This is a genomic window from Halorubrum sp. SD612, from assembly GCF_002135005.1.
In genome coordinates this window covers 1-2,078 of sequence record NZ_NEWI01000282.1, presented here as the reverse complement: position 1 = coordinate 2,078, position 2,078 = coordinate 1, and the positions used below count along the sequence as shown (strand labels likewise).

The 2,078-nt window shown below is 71.6% G+C and carries 4 protein-coding genes; 1 reads left to right on the top strand and 3 read right to left on the bottom strand.

Annotation, left to right across the window (positions count from 1 at the left end):
• Positions 1–823: sensor histidine kinase KdpD (locus B9G38_RS16430; RefSeq protein ID WP_143415569.1), on the top strand; the 823-nt coding region annotated here is incomplete at its 5' end.
• Here B9G38_RS16430 and B9G38_RS18760 read toward each other — a convergent pair.
• The 3 genes from B9G38_RS18760 to B9G38_RS16420 form a co-directional block, all read right to left on the bottom strand.
• Complete coding sequence (locus tag B9G38_RS18760) at positions 807–941, bottom strand: hypothetical protein (protein WP_017343858.1); 135 nt, start codon at positions 939–941, stop codon at positions 807–809. The genes B9G38_RS16430 and B9G38_RS18760 overlap by 17 nt on opposite strands.
• Before the next feature lie 111 nt (positions 942–1,052).
• Entirely contained in the window at positions 1,053–1,355 is a 303-nt protein-coding gene (locus B9G38_RS16425) for a hypothetical protein (protein ID WP_086221092.1), read from the bottom strand.
• 88 nt (positions 1,356–1,443) lie between these two features.
• The coding region (locus B9G38_RS16420; protein WP_086221091.1) for a KEOPS complex kinase/ATPase Bud32 at positions 1,444–2,078 on the bottom strand (635 nt) is incomplete at its 5' end.

Genomic DNA, 2,078 nt, shown 5'->3' with positions numbered 1-2,078 from the left:
GGTCGCGGTCGAGGTGGCGTTGGCGGAAGGGGTCGCGGCGAGGCGGGCGCATGTACTCGTCGACGGGGACTTCCTGCTCGTCGCCGGGTCCGGCGGACTCCTCTACGGCGCGGTCACGTATCACCGACGGCGGGCGGAGGCCGCCCGGCGGGACCTCGAGACCTCCAACCAGCAGCTACAGGTGTTGAGTCGGGTGTTCCGGCACAACGTCCGCAACGACCTCAACGTGATTCAGGGGTACACCGACCTGCTCGCCGACCGGATCGACGACGAGCGGAGCCGGGAGTGCCTGGAGACGATCCGAGAGACGACCGACGACGTCGTCGAGATCAGCGAGAAGCTCCGGGTGATCGAGGACGCGTCGGCCGAGCCGCCCGACGGCCGCGTGGACCTCGTCGACGCCGTCCACGCGGCCGTCGACGCCGTCGACGCCGACGGGGCCGCGGTCACCGTCGAGACGCCCTCCGAGGCGTGGATCCGCGCCGACGACTCCGTCGAGTTCCCGATCCGCGAGGTGTTCGAGAACGCGGTCACCCACAACGACGGCGCCACCCGGCGTGTGGCGGCGACGATCCGGTCGGACGGGTCGACCACCCGTCTGGAGGTCACCGACAACGGACCGGGGATCCCGCCGGACGAGCGCGCGGTGTTACAGGCGGAAGAGGAGACGCCGCTCTCGCACGCGAGCAGCATCGGGCTGTGGCTCGTCAAGTGGATGTGCGAGACGCAGGGGGGGACCGTCCGATTCGACGCGACGGACGACGGCACCACGGTCCGGCTCCGCTTCCAGTCGGCGTCGCCGCCCGCTACTCGAGCTCGGTGATGGTCACGGCGTACACCGCGCCGCAGTTCCCGCATTCGACGTGGACCCCGCGGCTCGCCTCGCCGCGGGTGAACTCGGAGATCTCCTCCGAACACGAGCACTCGAACTGGACTTTCACTACCCGCTCTAGGCGCTTCTGATATTTAAAGGAACCCGACACGGAATCACCGCTGAAATCCGGCGATCGCGGTACCGCGCCGCACGGCTTCCTCCCGGGCCGCGGTCGCCGTCAGTCGTCGTCGACGATCACTTCGACGGGGCCGTCCCCGTCCTCGACGCCGTCCTCGTCGGAGCCGCCGGACGGGGCGCCCCCGGCGGACTGCTGTTGCTGGTAGTACAGCCCCCCGGCGACCGCGAGGACGAGCCACGACCGCCAGTTGGCGAGGTTCGGCGTGTAGCGGGTGCCGAACGGCTTCTCGACGAGCATCCCCTTGCCCGGCTGCCAGTACGACGAGAGCAGTCGCCCGAGGCTCGGACGCTCGAAGTTGTACGGGATCCCGAGGATCTCTCCCGACGACGGTTTGTCTGCCATACCGGTCACTCTATCCGCCGGCACCATAAATCGTGGCGCCGTCGCACGCCGACCGCGGCGGGGGTCCGGTCGGCGGCGACGGCCCGTCTCAGCGATACCGCCCGCGGTCCGCCACGTCCCGGAGCCGGTCGAGGACCTCGTCGTCGCCGACGGCCCCGTACCCCGATTCGAACGCCGCGATCAGCGGGTCGGGATCGGTCGCGGTCGCCCGGACCGACCCCTCGAACACGTGGAGGTCCATCGCGTGGTCCTCCACGTGGCCGGTGTGGTAGCCGAGCCCGAAGTCGATGAGGAACGTCTCCGGCGTTCGGTCGGCTCCGCCGTTCCCCGACCGGGCCGCGACGCCGTCGGTCGACACCCGCACGTTCCGCGTCGTCGGGTCGCCGTGGACCATCCCGGCGCCGTGAAGCCGCGCGAGGTGGCGGCCGACCGCCTCGGCCGCGCGCTCGTCGAGGGCGTTCGCGAGGTCACGCTCGCCGACGTGCTGGAGCGTCAGCGTCGCGTTCGGCAGGTCGACGTCGTACACCAGCGGCGTCGGGACCCCCGCGCGCCGCGCCTCGCTCGTCAGGCGGGCCTCCGCGACGGTCCGGTCGCGCCTGAGCGTCCGGTCGAGCTCCGGGTGCCGGTACGACTTCTCCACGCGCCGCTTGACCACCCGACGGCCCGCTCCGGTCCCGGTGACCGCCACGGTCGCCTCCGCGCCGCGGCGGGCCGCGTCCGGAT